The sequence below is a fragment of the Paenibacillus paridis genome, from assembly GCF_006345825.1.
GTDB lineage: Bacteria > Bacillota > Bacilli > Paenibacillales > Paenibacillaceae > Pristimantibacillus > Pristimantibacillus paridis.
In genome coordinates, this window is the sequence record NZ_VCIX01000092.1 from 396,721 (window position 1) to 415,008 (window position 18,288).

General features: G+C 45.6%; 9 protein-coding genes. 7 read left to right on the plus strand and 2 right to left on the minus strand.

Annotated features, from left to right (window positions below; genetic code table 11):
• Positions 1-145 precede the first annotated feature (145 nt).
• The 5 genes from FJQ58_RS23690 (at position 146) to pdxR (ending at position 5,789) form a co-directional block, all read left to right on the plus strand.
• Positions 146-820: a response regulator transcription factor gene (locus FJQ58_RS23690; protein ID WP_139997277.1), complete on the plus strand. Its 675-nt coding sequence runs from the start codon at positions 146-148 to the stop codon at positions 818-820.
• A complete protein-coding gene (locus FJQ58_RS23695) occupies positions 817-2,184 on the plus strand; it encodes a sensor histidine kinase (protein WP_139997278.1) in 1,368 nt (455 codons plus the stop codon). The genes FJQ58_RS23690 and FJQ58_RS23695 overlap by 4 nt, the downstream gene beginning before the upstream one ends.
• A gap of 178 nt (positions 2,185-2,362) precedes the next feature.
• Complete coding sequence (locus FJQ58_RS23700) at positions 2,363-3,403, plus strand: alpha/beta fold hydrolase (RefSeq protein WP_420799861.1); 1,041 nt, start codon at positions 2,363-2,365, stop codon at positions 3,401-3,403.
• A 3-nt stretch (positions 3,404-3,406) separates the two neighbouring features.
• The gene (locus FJQ58_RS23705; RefSeq protein ID WP_139997279.1) at positions 3,407-4,030 is read left to right on the plus strand and encodes a hypothetical protein; all 624 of its coding nucleotides are present in this window, start codon (positions 3,407-3,409) and stop codon (positions 4,028-4,030) included.
• Positions 4,031-4,358: 328 nt separating this feature from the next.
• Positions 4,359-5,789: a MocR-like pyridoxine biosynthesis transcription factor PdxR gene (pdxR, locus tag FJQ58_RS23710; RefSeq protein ID WP_139997280.1), complete on the plus strand. Its 1,431-nt coding sequence runs from the start codon at positions 4,359-4,361 to the stop codon at positions 5,787-5,789.
• Positions 5,790-5,839: 50 nt separating this feature from the next.
• Here the strand turns inward: pdxR and FJQ58_RS23715 are convergent, their stop codons facing one another.
• Entirely contained in the window at positions 5,840-6,370 is a 531-nt protein-coding gene (locus FJQ58_RS23715; RefSeq protein ID WP_139997281.1) for a pyridoxamine 5'-phosphate oxidase family protein, read from the minus strand.
• Positions 6,371-7,062: 692 nt separating this feature from the next.
• On the opposite strand from FJQ58_RS23715, the gene FJQ58_RS23720 reads away from it, so the two are divergent.
• Together FJQ58_RS23720 and FJQ58_RS23725 are read left to right on the plus strand one after the other, a co-directional pair.
• A complete protein-coding gene (locus FJQ58_RS23720; protein ID WP_139997282.1) occupies positions 7,063-15,306 on the plus strand; it encodes an immunoglobulin-like domain-containing protein in 8,244 nt (2,747 codons plus the stop codon).
• 242 nt (positions 15,307-15,548) lie between these two features.
• A complete protein-coding gene (locus tag FJQ58_RS23725; protein ID WP_139997283.1) occupies positions 15,549-16,418 on the plus strand; it encodes a YitT family protein in 870 nt (289 codons plus the stop codon).
• A 129-nt stretch (positions 16,419-16,547) separates the two neighbouring features.
• On the opposite strand, the gene FJQ58_RS23730 is transcribed toward FJQ58_RS23725, so the two are convergent.
• Positions 16,548-18,122 (minus strand): alpha-L-rhamnosidase-related protein, encoded by a 1,575-nt coding sequence (locus FJQ58_RS23730; protein ID WP_238404302.1) that lies wholly within the window; start codon positions 18,120-18,122, stop codon positions 16,548-16,550.
• Positions 18,123-18,288: the final 166 nt, after the last annotated feature.

Genomic DNA, 18,288 nt, shown 5'->3' on the forward strand with positions numbered 1-18,288 from the left:
TTGCTTGGGTAGGTTATGAATTTGAAGCTGAAACGTGAAAGTAGGTTTCTGGCAATCGGGTACCATTTCTTGCTGACCCGCGTAAACTTGCTTATACTAAAGGGTACACTGGATTATGGGATACCGAACAGAAAAGAGGGAATGAATGCCTACGATATTGGTTGCTGATGACGATGAAAACATTCGCGAACTCGTCTGTTTGTTTTTGAAAAACGATGGCTTTGAAACGGTTGAGGCGGTTGATGGCAAGCAAGCGCTGGCTGTCTATGCAGCAAAGCCTGTTGATCTTGTCGTATTGGATATTATGATGCCGATCATGGATGGTTGGACGTTGTGCAAGGAGCTCAGACGCGCCAACCCGGATCTTCCGCTGCTTATGCTGACGGCTAGAGGCGAGACTTGGGAGAAAGTAAAGGGCTTCGAGCTTGGAACAGACGACTATTTAACTAAACCATTTGATCCATTGGAGCTGACCGCCCGTATCAGGGCATTGCTGAAACGATATCGGATTGGTACAACGCAAACCATTCAGTTCGGCAACATCGTGCTGGATCGGCAAACCTATAAGGTAATGGTTGGGAAGGAATCGCTCACATTACCGCTCAAGGAATTTGAATTATTGTATAAGCTCGCCGGGACACCGGGACAGGTCTATACGCGTGAGCAACTGATCGATCAAATTTGGGGGATCGATTATGCCGGAGATGATCGAACGATAGATGTACATATTAAGCGCCTGCGCGAACGGTTCGCAAGTACATCCGATTTTCGTATTGAGACGGTACGGGGGCTTGGGTACAGGCTTGAGGCACACGAATGATCAAATCCTTATATATACGTGTCATAGTTACTTTTCTAACCGCAGTCTTAGCGGGGATCATCATTGCTTTTACGATTACTTTTTTGATTTATCAAGAAAGGCTGAACGAAAATTTACAAACAACCTTGCTTCATTATGGCCAGGATATCGCTCGAATTTACGAGACGGTATCGTTACAAGAAGCTGATTTAATCGTAAGCGGCATGAATCAGGTCAACTCCTACAACATTCGAATCTATGATGAAACGGGACAGATCCAATATTTCGGAGCGCTTCAAGGGCAAAAGCCTACTATCCTGTCAATGGCCGATGTGAAAAAAGTAATGGCTGGCGAAGTTATTCAAGTCGATCCAAGCATTACTTCCCAAAGTCTCTTAGGTTTGCCGATGAAAACGGAATCGGGAACGAAAGCATTGTTTATTGAGTCGCTTACTTCCCCGAAAACAAACTTTACAATCAAATGGCTACATACCTTTTTTATATATTTTCTCTCGATTGGGAGCTTATTGATTTTGGTTGCTTCCCTATTTCTGGTAAGACCAATCAAAAAACTGACAGAAGCAACTAGGCGAATAGCTAGTGGAGACTTTAACATCAAGCTGAATATTAAGCAAACAGGCGAACTGGGCACGCTGGCTCAAAGCTTCGAGCAAATGATGGTTGATCTTCGGCAGCTTGAACAGATGCGCAGAGATTTTGTATCCAATGTGTCCCATGAGGTTCAGTCGCCGCTGACTTCAATATCAGGATATGCTATGGCTCTCAAGCAAGTAAACATTCCGGATAAAGAGCGTAGCCGTTATCTGGATATTATCATTTCCGAAGCTACGCGAATGTCTAAAATGAGCGATAGCTTGCTAAAGCTAAGCCTGCTTGAGTCACAATCGCAGCAAATGCAGCTGACGTCATTCAGGCTAGATGAACAGATAAGACGAGTCATCGTCGCTATTCAGCCGCAATGGTCCGCTCGCAATATCCAGTTTGAACTCAATCTGAAGGCAGCAATGCTCATTGGGGATTATGATCAGCTTAATCAGGTTTGGACGAACATACTCGGCAACAGCATTAAATTTTCCGAGGATGGCGGCAGGATTTCGGTAAGCATGAAGCAAGATATCAAATACTTAACCGTTCGAATAACCGACTCCGGCATCGGCATTTCCTTAGAGGACCAGAAGCATATCTTCGAGCGTTTTTTTAAGGCGGATCGCTCCCATAGCCGTAAATATGACGGCAGCGGCATGGGACTTGCCATTGTTAAACAAATCGTATCGCTTCATCAAGGCGATATCCGTGTGGAAAGTGAACCGGGCATGGGGACGACCTTCATCGTTACCTTGCCTACTACAATGGCTACCGATTAAATCCCCTTTTTTCATACTGCGGTTTCATTTGCAAGCTTCCTTGCAGGTGATGCTGCAGTATTTTTTTTGCCTGTTCATATTCCGTTCATACTGACGTTTTAAAGAGTACATATTCGTCAATTATGATTTCTTTAAAGGCTTATAGCCAATAAATAGGTAATGTTAGGAGTAGATGTGAATGAAACGAAGTGAGGCAATAAAACGGAAGAAGGATTTGACTGCAGATAGGAAACCAGCTTCTATGATGAAAAAAATTGTTATTATTTTAATGAAAGCAGTAGCGGTATTAGCTATATTGGCCGCCGTATTTTTAGCTATAGTATTCATCGTTGATAAGGTCGCTACCAAATCGGAGCAGGCAAAAATACAATCCTATGGTCAGTTTGTGCTTGTTGACGGGAAAAGGATGAATGCCGTAATTCAAGGAACAGGGGAAGAAACCATCGTGCTCTTGCCTGGCTTCGGAACGGCGGCACCAGGACTTGATTTCAAGCCGCTCGTTGAAGAGTTATCGCCATACTACAAAGTAGTCGTGATAGAGCCTTTCGGTTATGGATTAAGCGATCAAACCAAAAAGGAACGTACTACTGAAAATATTGTAAGTGAAATTCATCAAGCGCTGCAAAGCCTGCAAATTGACCGCTATATCCTAATGGGTCACTCCATTTCAGGCATTTACGGGTTAGATTATGTAAACAAATATGAAAACGAAGTGACTGCATTTGTAGGGCTCGATAGCAGTGTACCTACACTAAGCGAACAGAAGGTTGATTCTTCGACTTTAGGAGCTTTAAGCCTACTCAAAAAAATAGGCTTCACTAGAATGTATGTGAAATTGGGTGAAGACCCGTATAGCGCACTACCCTATGATGCTGAAACAAAAGAACAAATGAGAATGCTTGGCCTTAAAAACATGCTTAACCCAAACCAGCTAAATGAAATTGAAATGATGCCTACTAACTTTAAAGCAGCTGAAAGCTTAACATTCCCTAAAAATCTTCCCGTTGTTTTCTTTATTCAAGCGAATCATCCCGTAGCAGACAGATGGCTACCGGAGCATGAAGCGCAAATAAAAGATTCTGTATATGGTAAAATGATAACATTTGAAGCCAATCATTATTTGTATCGTACAGAAGCAAAAGAAATCGCAGAAAACTTCCGGGTGTTTATGGAAGAAATTAATGAAGAAGCTGTTGCAATAACTGATGAAGGAGAATAAGGGATGACGATCATAGACAAATTAGCAACTTCGCTCAATCGCAAAGACGAAGCCCCTAATCAGGATCTGGCGAAATCGATTGCCGAACAAAATGACAAAGGAGCCGTGAAAGAACTTGTAGATCATTTGAGTAACAAAGACAAGAACATTCAAAGCGATTGCATTAAGGTTCTGTATGAAATTGGAGACCTTAAGCCGGCTTTACTAGTTGAATACAGCAAAGAGTTCGTAACGCTGCTTGATCATGGGAACAATCGCCTTGTTTGGGGGGCTATGACAGCACTTGATGCGATCACACTTGAGAATCCGATAATCATTTATTCAGCACTTGAAAAAATTGTTGAAGCTAGCAACAAAGGCTCGGTTATCGCTAAAGATCACGGAGTAAATATGCTGATTAAACTCTGTTCTGTCAAAGAATATGCGGCTCATGCATTTACATTACTCATCGAGCAGCTTAAGAGCTGTCCGACAAATCAACTTCCAATGTATGCAGAGAATGCAATATCCGTCATTAACGATACAAACAAAGAACTTTTTCTAAATACGCTCTCCTCACGGCTCGACGATATTGAGAAGGACACCAAACGAAAACGAGTGGAGAAACTGATTAAGAAATTAAGTTGAGTTTATCATTTAGATTCACCAAGAAATTAGCCTTGCTCGTACTAGCTATTGATTCTATCGCGGAAATTGCGAACAAGCTTAACGTCACTTAAGCCGCAGTCAAGAAGCATCTCGGCAGAATCTATAAGAAAGCCGGCGTTGCGAGGAAAACGCAATTGCTGAAGAAGCTGATGGAACTCTAGTTCTATCAGCTTCTTACGTTGTTGCTTGGGCGACGAGCACCATGATAGTATTTTGATTAATGGAAGGTTATTAAATAGTTAAAAGAAACAATTTAAGCAGTCCATATATTAATCCTAATAATTGAATTCAACTAGAGGTGAAATGGATGCTGCAAATTAACCGTGATGACAAACGCCCAATATGGCAACAACTGCTTGACCAAGCTATTCATAATATTACAACCGGCAAATGGTCACCAGGCGAATTGCTGCTTCCTACTCGTGAACTTGCACGATTAGTTGGTGTCTCCCGTTCAACGATACAAATTGTTTATGAGGAATTATTCAGTCGTGGCTACACAGTTACTTCTAGGCGCGGGGGAACAAGGGTAAGTGACTGGACCAGCAAAATAAGTTTTACAAAGGATGCCATGCCTCAAGGGCCGATTACCCCCGAGTTGCCATCGTTAAACGACGCAGTCAGCCAATTGCAGAGCTGGTTTAGAGGAAAAGAATATAAAAATGTTGAGATCGATTTCAGTCCGCACGAGCCTTATTTGGATCAGCATTTTCAAAAAAACTGGAGACATTCATTTTTGCAAGCCTCCAAAGAAACGGACCTAGACAGTTGGGCCTACGGCAACGCGTATGGCTTCACCCCGCTGCGTGAACAGATTAGGCGTTATCTGTCACTCGAGCGAGGCGTCCACGTGCAAATTGACCAAATCATTTTAACTTCTGGTGCACAACATAGTCTTGATTTGATTGCTCAAGCACTATTAAACGAAGGCGAAACGGTTTCAGTGGAAGATCCCGGCTTCCCAGCCGCTTGGATGGCTATGAAATATCGGCGGATGAACGTTGTTCCTGTCCCTATAGACGAATACGGAATACAGGTAGACCACATTCATCCACAATCAAAACTCGTCTATGTTACGCCTTCACATCAGTGTGCAGTGGGGGTGATCATGTCTGAACCCCGCAGGCAGCAATTGCTGCACATGGCCGCCGAACATCAATTTTGGATAATTGAAGATGATTACGATAGCGAGTTTCGATATCGTGGCGACCCGTTACCCACGTTGTTCAGCCAGCAATCCCAGAACACATTGTATATGATGAGTTTTTCGAAGATGGTTGCTCCTGGTATTCGAATATCTGCAATTATTGGACCCCAAAAAGCTATTGGCCAGCTTGCTCAAGTTCATGAGCTAACCTATCGTCACCTTCCGATTATGGAGCAATTGACGCTGGCACACTTTATTGAGCATGGATATTTCATGCGCCATATGAGAAGAGTCAGAAACATATATCGGCGCAGACATGAAGCCATGACGAAAGCTATCATGTCGACTAGCTTAGGAGAACGTTTCAAGCTAAGCGGCGTAGAAACGGGATTGCATATGCTTCTTGAAGCTGAAGAATCGTTTGACGAAGAAGCTTTTATGAACCGCGCGCTGGAAAATGGAATCCGTGTGTATCCGCTTAGCAATTATTGTTTGAATAGTAAGCGAAAAGGGTGGGTATTAGGCTTTGCTAAAGTAGATGAGTCAGCGATAGAAGTAGGTATTTTCCGTCTTGCGAAGATGCTTCTATAATTCGAGAAGCTCCTTCACTCTTGTTTCACGTCTACTTTCTGCTAGCGAATTTATTTCGAATGCTTGTACATTTTTTCTTCCTCAATCGGATTTTCTTTCGCCGTTATATGATGGGGCTCAATTCGGTACACTTGAACAGAAGTATTGTAAACAGCAGACCTGTATTTGTCTACATGTTGTTTGGACAATGGGCGGTTATAATAACCTGGCACATATTTTTGGAGCATTTCCTGCAGCATGTATGTGGCTTCGTCTAGATCAACGATGAGCTCGGCCTTGCCAAAAATCATAACACTCATATAAGCAGTATCCGTTTTTGCCGGAACGGGATCGGTAATGGTTCCATATTCTTCACAAACCGTAAAACAGACCTCTGGATTCGCACTTATGATCTGATTACGTCTCCCACCTGCGGCTCCATGAAAGTAAAGCTTCTCATTTGCCCAGACAAAATTGAACGGAACAACATATGGCAACTGGCCATCAACCATACCAAGATGGCCAATTCGCGCTTTACCCAGGAAAGCTTCAATTTTGTTTCTATCCAACACTTCTCTACTCTTATATCGAACCATATTCATTCTCGACCACTCCTATACTATTGAATTGACGCAAGTATACCAATCATTGGATTGAATTAGTACGTCCATAAATGGGTAGTTCGAGCAGTCCATAATTCCGATTCTAGTTAATTCTAATCAGCCTCATGACTATAAATGAGGCACGACTCCAACCAAGTGCATGAATGGACTGAGGTTCATGAGACAGCGCTCTGTTTTCATTAAATTAATATTGCCCCCGTAAAGGATAAGACTGCCTCATTGGAACTTTATTGCAACACTCGTATGATAAGATAAGTCCCCAATATACAGATTGTGTTCCGGGAAATGATTACAGGGTTATAAGAAGCAGTGAGATTACGTTATTTGCACGTACGCTTATCGCTCTTGGAATCCTATTATTTTTTTGAACTTGTGAAAACGCTAACATGGAGTCGGTTGTAGACGGGTGCGCTTTTACAAGATTGATCATATGGCATAGTAGAGGTGATGCGGCGACGGGCATAGAAGCGGGAATGTGTGGTCAGGCCACACAGGAGTGTCTCAGATCAAGATGAAAGCAGCATAGCTGCGGGCAATTCAGAATTACTTTGTTTTGTGCACTACATAAAATCATAGAAAGTTTTGAATTTGCTATTGAAGCGATGAAGGGTTTAAAGATTTAGGGGAGATCTTCAAAACCTGAAAATATGATGTATGGAGGAAATTTGAGAATGATAAAAAGACGGTTATTAGCATTTTTACTTGTGACGTCAATGCTATTTACTTTGGCTTCTCCGCTTATGACAGTCAGCGCGGCATGGGGAGATGCCGTATCTCTTCTGACCGTAAATGCAGGTACGGATGGTAATACGGCGACAAACGCCGATGCGCCGGACGGGCAGAAAGCGTGGAGTTTAAACACCGGAACCTCTAAGGGCGGTGGCCCATGGGATAACCTCTTCACGCCGAGCGTGGCGCCTCTCAAAGATGTATCCGCTTATAAAGACGGCTACTTCGCTTTCGAGATGTATATTCCAAATGCGAGCTTTAAAAATATGCAAGGCAATAACTGGCTCGTCATCGTAAGCGACAGCAATCCCGCTGCGGATAAGTTTAACGCAGATTCACGCCTTCAACTTGATGTAAGCGGGGTCACAAATGGAGCGGTGGGGACATGGGCAACGGTCTATACGAAATTATCGACGTCAAGCGCCGTAGCCGGGAATTTCAATGACGCCTGGCTAGACCAAGTAACCAGACTGGCCATGCATTTGCAATGGGATACTAATGTTCCTAGCACTGACGTTTTCATAAAAAACCCTCGTTTCCAAAAAAGTGCGTTAGGCGTTCCAGTTTCACCGTCAGCGGTTCCCGCACTTGACGTAGCTGCAAAAACAGTAACTGCGAACGCTCCGGCTAGCGGGCAAGCTGTGGAATTCGCAATAAGCGAAGATGGGAACGCTCCTGCAGCCGGCTGGGTGGATGGAAGTAAAAACGGTAATGTTTATACTTATCAATTTGCCACATTGCCTTCCGCACAGACTTACTATGTATTCGCGCGCTCGAAAGCAGACAGCAGTTATAGCTTCATCGGCGCATCTTCAAGAATTACAGTAACGTCTATTGATGAACAAACATTGGTAAATGAGGCGGCGGCGTCTCTGACATGGGATTCGATTAAAGGCAGCAATACTTCGAATACCGATGTGAAATCACAACTTAATCTTCCTACGGCAATAGGCACAACTAACGTAGCCTGGTCTTCGGACAATGCGGCAATTAGCAATACTGGAGGCGTAAATCGTTTATTAAATAGAGAAGTAGACAAAACCGTCGTACTCACGGCGACAATAACCAAGGGCAATGCAAGTGCTACGCAAACGTTTACCGTGACGGTGAAAGCCGTACCGGCGGAGGTCAACGCCCGGGCTGCGACGTATTTTCCTAATATAGAAGAAGGGACGAATAACGCTATTGCCCCAGACGGAAATAACGCGGTTAAGCTGGGAGCCGGAAAAATAGGCGCCGGCGTTGAACGGCTGTGGGATGCCCGTTTTATTAATAGCAGCGGCAATCAGGATTTATCAGCTTACGCCAATCAATATTTTGTTTTTGATATGTATGTTACGCATTCTGACCTTTTAAAGCTCAGTGGAAATAACTGGATCGCTATGGCAAGTGGCGGTAACAATCTTGACACCAATTCGCGTCTTAACCTTAATGTTAACGAAATCAAAAATGGAAAGGTTAATGAATGGATTACGGTTTATGCGCAATTATCAGCAGCCAATTCACCGAATGGTTTCAATCCCGTTCACTTGGATACGGTACAAGCGGGGAGATTGCAAATGCAATGGTCTTCCGTGCCGCAAGGCGACATCTATATCAAGAACCCGCGTTTTCAGAATAACGTGGATTCGCCGAAACCCATTCCCACGGCTGTTGAGACAACGGGCAACGTTACGTTATCCTCAGCAGCGCCTGCGAACGGCCAGGCTGTGCAGTTCGCGATCAACACTACCGGTGACGCTCCGGCAGCCGGCGATTGGACGACGGGTACTCTTAATGCAGGCACGTATTCTTCGGCATTTGCAAAACCAACAGGCAGCACCTATTATACATTCGCTCGTACAGCTCAAAATACGCAATATCCTTTTGCAGGAACGCATACAAGAGTTAAAGTGGTGCATCTTGATGACAATCAAGCCGTATCGGACGCAGCAAATAAGCTGACATGGGATACAATCAGGAATTCGAATGCTATTCAATCCGAAGTAAGAACAGGGTTGACACTTCATGCAACCGGTGCGAACGATACGGCTATTGCATGGACTGCTGAACCGGCAGGTATCATTGATCCCGCAACGGGCAGCGTAACTCGCGACCCTGACGTAGGAAAAGCCGTAACCCTTACAGCAACAATCACCAAAGGGAATGCGGCACCTGCTCGTGTGAATTTTAATCTGACAGTAGCCAGTACGAGCAACGAGCTTGCTGAAGTGTTCATTGACTTCAATGATCCTGAATCATTTGATGCCGTTGATGCCATTGGAAGCGGTCTCGGGGACGGTGGAGATCCGGCTGGACCGTTTCAAGGACTTCAAGGCAACGGCATTGGCATCAGCCTTATCGGAGATGGCGGTACCGCAGTGGATGTAGTCACTCAAAGCGGAGTAGACGCTGTGAAGGTTGGCAACTTTATGTACGTCATTGTAGACGACCTTAAACTTAAGCAAGCAAACAAGGCCGAATTAGCGGTCACATACTGGAGACCGAGCGCAACGGGCGGTATTCCGTTACAGTATAACACCATATATCCCGGCAGTTTCTCTGGATTTGAAGCGTATAGATCAGCAAGCCTTCCGGCGACAGGAAGCGGGAACGCTTGGGTGACTTCAAAGGTTGTGCTTAACGGAGCTAATTTTGCGATAGGAGCACAAAATCAGGGAGCACATTTCCGTATCGGTGCAGCCGGAGCAATCATACAGAGCATACGGATAACCGAAATTCCTCCAACGGATGAAGAAGCGGTCAAACTTGTTTCGGACGCGTTGACTTGGGATGCTGTCAAGGGCACGAATACCAGACAGGATCTGGTTGAAACCAATTTGACTCTTGCTAAGGCGGGATCGGCGAATACGAACATTGTGTGGACATCTACCCATAACACGGTCATAAACAGCAACACTGGCGCAGTAGATCGCCAAGGAGTGAATACAGCCGTAACCCTCACGGCGACAGTAAGCAAAGGAACGGCAACACCGGTGGTTAAAACATTTAATATTGTCGTTCGCGGCACAGGTACCGGAACGGACGAGGATGCGGTAAACAATATGCTAAATAAACTGACTTGGAATTTAATCAAAGGCGTGAATGCTTCTGAGGCTAACGTCACGACGAACTTAGTTCTTCCGTCCATGGGTGAGAATATGACGGATATTACATGGACGACATCCGCGGCCAATCTTATAACTGCTGCAGGCGCGATTCCGACAAACCGACCGGACGGCGGCGGTGAGGTAACGCTCACGGCGACGGTAAAAAGAGGCCCGGTAGCCGCTCCTGTAACCATGACTAAAGCATTTGTGCTCACGGTTCCGGATCGATATGATTATGCAAAACATATGAGAACGGCAATTGTTCAGGCTCACGATGCAAAAGATTGGGCGATATCGGACTTTAACGTACTCGCTTTCGGTGCGAAATCAGCAGAGATGGCAGAAGCGGAAGGCTTAGTTAATTTCGATAACAGAGAGGCTTTCCAAGCGGCGATTGATGCGGCTTATAATGACGGCGGCGGCGTAGTCTATGTCCCAGCGGGAACCTTTGCGTTCTACACGGAAACTACCGGCACAATAAGCGTGCAAAGCACGACAGGCAGTACAAACTACGAATATAAACAGGTTTTAAATTTGCGGGCAGGCGTACAGCTCCGCGGCGAATGGGATAACCCGGATGCAGACGGTTACGACGGTAAAATCGACGGAACCATTCTAGCAGTCTATGCCGGACATAATTCCGCCAATTATGACACGTATGTTGACTCTGACGAGAGAGAAAATCAGACAGGCGGCAAAAAAGTAGCTAACGTATCAGATCGATTCATAGACATGGAACAAGGCACAGGCGTAACGAACCTTTCAGTCTGGTATCCAAATCAAGATATTCATGCTACAACCACGGTTGAAAAGAGGAACGCAGATGGCCAGAAGACAGGGGAATTTGAGGATATCAAAGGAATTCCATATCCATGGACGTTCTATCAGAGAACCGGAAACAGCGTTACGCTGGATAACGTTACTCTTGTAAACGCTTGGGGTGGATTCATCTCCCTGCCAAGTGAAATGCATTACGTTGTGAACAGCAATATGACGGCTCTCTACAAGGGCATCGTGGTTCACACGTGTACAGACATCGGACGTATTGAGAACGTGGACATGAACCCGAAATACTGGGCGAATTCAGGACTTGAAGGCGCACCGTCTCTTACGGACGCGAGAGCATACACAAGAGCGAACGCTACCGGATTCATGATGCACCGATCAGACTGGGAATATGTCTCGGGATTGAATATTTCTGGGTATAAGACGGGAATGTGGATCGGAAGAGAACCTGGCGGCGATGAAGCTCCGAACGCGCAGTTCTACGGATTGAAAATCGAAGACAGTCAAACGGGTATATATATTGACAACGTTAACGGTTTCGGTCTGCTGCTCTCGAACTCGGAATTCGGAGGCGACACGGCAGTATACTTCAACGAACGTTTCGACACTTCTGTTCAATTCAATGGAGTTGCATTCAAAGGTCCAATCGTAAGCAACGCCAGAGGCGGAGTGATATCCTTTGAGGATAGTACTTTCGACGAATATGACGATTATGCGCTGAACTTTCTGGGCCGAGGCAACGCATTAGTCAGTCAGAGCAACTTCAAACAAGCAGACAAACATGCACATTTGGGAACAAACTTCGGTACATTCAAATCGGTGAATTCCGGTTATAACCTTAACATCGAGAGCACTAACCTTGCCGCTCACATCGATAACCTTGAACTTGATGTTAAGGCTGACGGCACTAACACCGTGGTACAAATCGTGAATGATGTTGATTATCTATTTGAACCTATTCCGAAAGATGTAAAAACAGATATTAATGTACACCCGAGACCAACATCAAGCGCAGTGCTTAGACTTGACTTCCCGCGCTCGTTAACAGGCAACGCACCAACCGTGGATATTTCTGCAAAGTTGCAGGATGCTCTCAACTATATTAAAGCTAATCACGGCGGCGGCACGATCTATTTACCGGGTGGAAGATATAGGCTGAATAGTCCTGTCATCGTTCCGGAGGGTGTCGAACTTAGAGGAACATGGGACGTACAGCATCATACTCAAGGTGGCGGCACGGCGATCTTTACAGCGTACACCGGCGGGGCTGAGGGAGAAAACGGAAATTCCCTCATACAGCTTAAGGCAAACGCAGGCCTCAGAGGACTTAATATTACGCAATCGAATATAACCAGCGTCAACCTCGACAATCCCAACCAAACGCTAAAAGCTCCGTTTTTAGTGCAGGGACAAGGCGCAGGCGTATATGCAATCAACTTAACGATCCCGATAGGGGATAAAGGCATAGACTTGGCTTCCTATAAAACCGATGGCCACTATGTCGACTATTTAGGCGGCACGCTCCTCAGAGCAGGCATCTGGGTCGGAGGAGGCGCGGAAGGCGGATTTATTAGAAATATGCAATTCAATCCGCATTACGCTTTGAGGCTTCCAGGAGGCCAAGGATATTCGGCACCTACCGGCGATTTGTACGGATTCGTACAAAGGTACATGAGTGCGCTCAAATTCGCGGATGTGGAAGACCAGACGATTTTCAACAATTTCGTTTTCGGCTCGGTATACGGCATTCACTTCCTGAAAAGAGACTTGGGGAACGGCGAATTCGCATACCCGGGAAAAATGACGATGATTGGCCACGGTTCGGACGGAACCACGTATGCTCTTTATGTGGAAGACGCGGACGAACATACCAAAATCATTGCAATCAACTCGGAATTGGTGAATACGAACATCACGACGGAGCCAAACAGGGCGTATGTCAGAATGGGCGATGCAGCGAATACCGCAAAAATCGACCAAGACGCAGAACTTGTTCTGTACAACAGCGCATTCTGGGGAAGCCCGACCGTAGCAGGTGCGATCGTAAATAATGGTATCGTTCGTTTACAGCAAGCCAACTTCACTCAGCTGCCCGGCAACAATCCGGGAATAGATGTCCAAGGCGGTAAGGCGCATGTATACACTTCCTATTTCCAGCCGTCCAAGAATGGCCAGAATAATAACGTATATGCCATGCTGCGCGAGGGCGGCACATCGGTAGAACTTAGCAACAATTATTACGCATCCGGGTTGAGAAACAGTACCCCACCAGGCAATCCGTACGGCATTTACGGCTCGGATTTATTGGCGGAACCGTTTGTATTTAACCTAACCAAAAACGGAGATAAACAACAATTCACCGTTAAGTATAATGTTGGAGGAAGAGCCTCTGCACCCGGAACATTAACGATTGTTTCTCCGGCTGCCTATGCTAAAGATCTCACTCCCATTTCATTTGACGCGCTTGAGGCAGGCGAATCCGTAACCGTAGATTTACCGTATTATGCTGCAGGTCTGATCACATTCAAGCTTCAACTCGAAGACGGAAAAGCATACACTTATACGGCAAAATTTGACGCAGCTTACGCTGAAAAGGTAAGTTCTGCAGGCGCAGAAAATCCGGCAAAGAGTGCCGCAACTCCGGCATTTGTCATGGACACAAAAGATTATGTCACTTCGGGAACGTGGGATGGTCCTCAAGACCTTAGCGTTGGATCACATTTCGCGTGGGACGACGGCAATTTATACGCGTACATTGTCGTTACAGACGACGTACACTTCAATAGCCAGGCCGGAGGAAATATATGGAGAGAGGATAATTTGCAGTTAGGCATTGATATGCGCAATCCTGCAACCGACAGTGTCACGCGGAATGAATTAGGATTTGCGCTCACCAACGACAAGGAAGTTATCAAATGGGCTTGGACTCGTCCTACAGGCGCCAATGCACCAACTGCTCCGACATCGGATATAGAGGCAAAGATTACGAGAGATGAAGATACGAAAACGACGATTTACGATTTAAAGATTCCGTTTAATACCGTTCATAATAATCCTGCATCGGTGCTCACGAACGGAAGAATCGGAATATCAATCATGCTCAACGAATCTGACAGCTCGCGTGAATCAGACAGCACCAGATCCACGTTTGAAGTTGAAAGCGGACAATTGAAAAATTCAAATTCATTTACAGACGTTTATCTGTTAGGCGCAGGCAAATACAATGAAATGATTGAAGCATCGGCAAGGGCTGCCGTTTCAAAGGCACTCGCGTCTGGTTCGGCTGCCGATATCGCTATGGCTCGCAATTTTGTTACCATTATGGCAGACGGCGAGGTTAAGACGGATCTTCTTAACCAAATCAAACCTATTGTTCAGGATAGCGAAATCAGCCCAGCTGCTGCTGAATTCGATTTGAACCCTAGCAAGCAGCAAGCAGTTGCAATAAAGCTGGAGCTTAAAGGAAATACGCTGACAGCCATTAAGAACGGCAGTGTGCTGCTGCAGGCGGGAACCGATTATGTTGTAAATAGCGATCAGATCTCGATTACGACGGCTTACTTGGCGAAATTGCCAAAAGGGACTGTGCAGCTAACATTTGAGTTTAGCGCAGGCCAGCCGCAGGTGCTGACGATTACAGTAGTTGATACGACGCCTGACAACAACGGCGGTAACAACGGCGGTAATAATGGAGGCAACAACGGAGGCAACACTGGAGGCAACAACGGCGGTAACAACGGAGGCAACACTGGCGGAAATGAAGAGAACCCGATTGTACTGAAGGATATTGCCGGGCACTGGGCAGAAGCTGCGATTCGTAAAGCAGTAACCAAAGGCTTTGTGGTTGGCTATAAGGATCAAACCTTCAAGCCAAATGCGGCAGTAACACGTGCGGAGTTTGCAGTGATGTTATCCCGCGCATTGCCTGTACAAGGCGATGGAGAGCAGCATGCTTTTAAAGATGAAACTAACATTGCTCCATGGGCAAAAGAAGCGCTTGAGCAGGCAGTATCAGCGGGAATTTTAAGCGGCTATGCGGATGGGACGCTGCGTCCGAATAGCGGTTTGACGCGCGCCGAGCTTGCGGTTATGATTGCTCGTGCTTTGAAGCTGGAAGACCAAAAGGACAAAGCGGCGAACTTTACTGACCATGCAAAACTGCCAGAGTGGGCCACGGGCGCAATTGGCGCAGTAGCTGCAAAAGGGATTATGCAAGGCAAGGAAGGCGGCAAGTTTGACTTCAATGCAGTGGCTACCAGAGCGGAAGTCATAACAATTCTGCTCCGTATTTTGGAGCTGGATGAGAAATAAGAAGACCGTCCAGCAGGATTGTAGCTAGCGGGTCGTAGAGCTTTAATCAGTGAGGATGTCAGCGGCGATTAGCCAAGGCTGGCATCCTTTTTATTTGCCTTTGTACGTTCAGGCATTGAAGCGCTGCTGTTTATTGGAAAGTATTAATTGACTTTAGTCGAATAGATATTTAAAATTTTTAATGTGAAAAATATTTACATGTCGTGAAGTTTAAGAAACGAAACTGGGAAATGAGGATTAAAATGAAGAAAGAGAATAAACAGACTGTAGTATGGGGCGCGGTGCTGCGAGGACTCATTGTTATCATCGGCGCTTTTATTACGGCCTACGGCTTGGAAGCTGTATTAATTCCGAACAATGTATCCGACGGCGGCGTGACGGGCCTCAGCATCGTAGGGTCGAAGCTGTTCGGGTTGCCTTTGGGACTTCTCATTGCGATTCTGAATATTCCGTTCGTCTATTTAGGGTATAAGCAGATCGGAAAAAGCTTCGCGATCTATTCCGTGATCGGCATTGCTTCACTGGCCGTGGGTACCGTCGTCATGCACCATATTACTCCGATCGTAGAAGGAGATACGCTCCTCGTTACCGTTGTCGGAGGCATCATTATCGGTTTGGGAATGGGTCTTGCTCTAAGGAACGGGGGCGCGCTGGATGGCATTGATATGTTGGCGGTATTGCTTTCCCGGAAGCTTCCTTTCGGCACAAGCGATCTGATCTTATTCCTAAATGTATTTGTATTTATTGTCGTCTCGACCGTATTTGGCTTGCAGGGCGCGATATTATCGGGTATTGCTTATTTTATAGCTTCCAAGGTGATACATATCGTCGAGGAAGGCTTGAGCGGAGCTAAAACGTTCAAAATCATTACCAAACATCCGGAAATGATGATTGAAACCATTCGCGATCGCTTGGGTCGCGGCGCTACGTACAGTGTGGTGCAAGGCGGATATTCGAATGAGCATTTCAAAGAAATTACTTGCGTCATTAACCGATTGGAAGAGCGGAAAATGAAAGAAATTATTCGTGAAATTGACGAAAATGCTTTCATTATGGTGTATGAGGTTGCAGAAGTAAAGGGAGGAAGCTTTAAGAAGAAAGACATTCACTAAACGATTTCAATGTTTCATTTCGGACATGCCCTAAGTGAAATAGACGAAACACCACGCCAATCGTTGGCGTGGTGTTTCGTGTTTCAGGGGCTCGTCAGGGGACTTACCTCGGAAGGATATCATTATCTTCTACAAGTGATACTTGCGGATCAAATAAGTAGGCGTACAACTCCAGGCGTGGCAATAACTATTGATGATAGGATTGCCGTAAGGAGAAAAGGATTTATCATTGGGATTGTACAGTTCCCAGAACGTATCGGCCCCGTCCTTAATCATTTCACCCCAATAAGCTTTCATTTGCGTAACAGCGACGGTAGTTTCACCAACAAGAATAAGAGCTTCAACGAGATGATGGTACAGGTAAGGAGTCGTTACTCTGACAGCGGGGTTCATTTCCAATAAACGGTTAAGAAGCTCTTTATTTTTTTGCGGCTCCCATACTTCGGCGAGTACCATCCAAATTTGGCTTGCCCATGAGACTTGAAGGTCCACGCCGCTTACGAAGAAGCCGGCATCCTGATCCCATAGATGTTTTTTGGCCGAATTTATAGTGAGGCTAAGCTGCTGCTCTAACATATCGAGGGCATTACTGCTCATAATTTCGGCTATTTTTATGGCTCTTCTAAGAGCGTAAATTAGCACGCCCTGCGTTGGCGCCTGCTTGTTCAGCTCCTGATTCCAATCGATAAAGGAATACCAGGAATTTGCATCGCGAATGAGATGGTTCTCATCCAAATGAGCTAAGGCAATCTCGATCTGCCTAAGAGCTAATGGCCATAGCTCTGTCAACGTTTGCAGGTCCTGTGTGGCTGCATAATAGTCATATAAGGTAGTGACAAAGAAAATGGAATAGTCAAGAAGATACGTATCATCGGCGATCAGATCAGCAAATGTGAATACATTGGCTGTAATCTGCCCTTTATCATTAGGGACGGCGGCAAACAAATACAGGTTGCGTTTGACTAAATCGTAATTTTTGAAGGTTTCATAGTTAGCCAAAGCTTGGAGGCGAAGATCACCTAGCCATAGGCGGCGGTCACGCTTAGGACCATCCTCGAACACGAGCTGCATGCAGTCCTGCAATGTTTTGATGCTAACCTCATCAATTTTCTTGATGAGCTCGTCGGGGTGCTCCAATGGCGTGACCTTGCTGATATCCGCGGAAGTGACGGTACGGCATGCGATCTTGTCGAAGGAGACACGATATTTCTGGGAAGCAGCGAGCACTTCGAACTTCACATAACGGAAACTGTAACGTCGAGGCAGGGATAAAACTCCTGGCAGTATATCGATGTGGAACACTTCTTCTTGGAGCCAGGAGCTGCTGATCCAGCCTTCATAGGAGCTGAAGGGCTCCGCCATCTCTATCGGCATTTCGCCGAAGGTGATTTTAAGATGAAGCGGCGCATCCGGCGGGCTGCCCACTGGACTGATGTGGATGTGGTCCAAATATCCGACAAGATGAGTTCCAAAATCCAGAATGAATTGATCGCCTTTGCCAAAGCTTTTATCGCTCAGTCCTTCGGCGGGCTCCAAGACGTCCGCTCTCCATTCATGTACGACAGAAGCATCAGATATAACATCTATAAGATGGACAGGATATACCTCCGTACTGATTAGCTCCGGCTTTAACTGCTCCGCTTTTGCAATAAAATCTTCGTTTCTAATAATGGTATGATCCTTAATCACTTGAATGTTCGACACGTAGGTTTCCCCTCTCAGAAAATGATCTCGCTATAACCAGCATGTAGGTGTGGTATTTCTGTTTTCATGTTAGCACCAGGCCTATCTGAAAAGAAAGCGTATCTAAAATTCTGCAACTATAGCTGCAATTTAGCGCCTTATGTCTTTGGTTTTGATGAAATACAAT